Origin of the sequence: Thiolapillus sp., assembly GCF_048562965.1 — a bacterium.
Classification (GTDB): domain Bacteria; phylum Pseudomonadota; class Gammaproteobacteria; order Chromatiales; family Chromatiaceae; genus Thiolapillus; species Thiolapillus brandeum_A.
In genome coordinates this window covers 1-615 of record NZ_JBHNMF010001467.1, presented here as the reverse complement: position 1 = coordinate 615, position 615 = coordinate 1, and the positions used below count along the sequence as shown (strand labels likewise).

The window sequence follows — 615 nt, the reverse complement described above, 5'->3', positions numbered from 1 at the left end:
TTGTTGCGTAGTGCTTGGTGACCAGGACGGCTGGGGCACCAATAGGTTGTCAAAGGCCGAGTCGATTTTGGGGACTGGGATGTCCCAAAATCTATCACGAGGCCGAAGACACACTTGATCAATCGGGCAAACTGTCGAGACAGCCCCAATGTCAAGTCCCGATAGATCATAAACCGCTGCCAGCCATGGAGAGCGAAGCGAAGGCTGGTAGCCCCCGGCTGGTAGCCCCCAGTAGCCGTGCTTACCCGTCGTGCGCATAGCGCCAGAGGGGAAGCAAAGTAGGCCTCCGAACGCGGCGTCCAGTCATATGGGAGCCAAGTACGGAGCAGCAACGAGCTTGCGAAGTTGTTGCGTAGTGCTTGGTGACCAGGACGGCTGGGGCACCAATAGGTTGTCAAAGGCCGAGTCGATTTTGGGGACTGGGATGTCCCAAAATCTATCACGAGGCCGAAGACACACTTGATCAATCGGGCAAACTGTCGAGACAGCCCCAATGTCAAGTCCCGATAGATCATAAACCGCTGCCAGCCATGGAGAGCGAAGCGAAGGCTGGTAGCCCCCGGCTGGTAGCCCCCAGTAGCCGTGCTTACCCGTCGTGCGCATAGCGCCAGAGGG

1 protein-coding gene is annotated in these 615 nt (G+C 57.9%); it reads right to left on the bottom strand.

What is annotated here, in order from left to right; translation table 11 throughout:
* Positions 1–443: hypothetical protein (locus ACOCD2_RS24975; protein ID WP_419587646.1), on the bottom strand; the 443-nt coding region annotated here is incomplete at its 3' end.
* Positions 444–615: the final 172 nt, after the last annotated feature.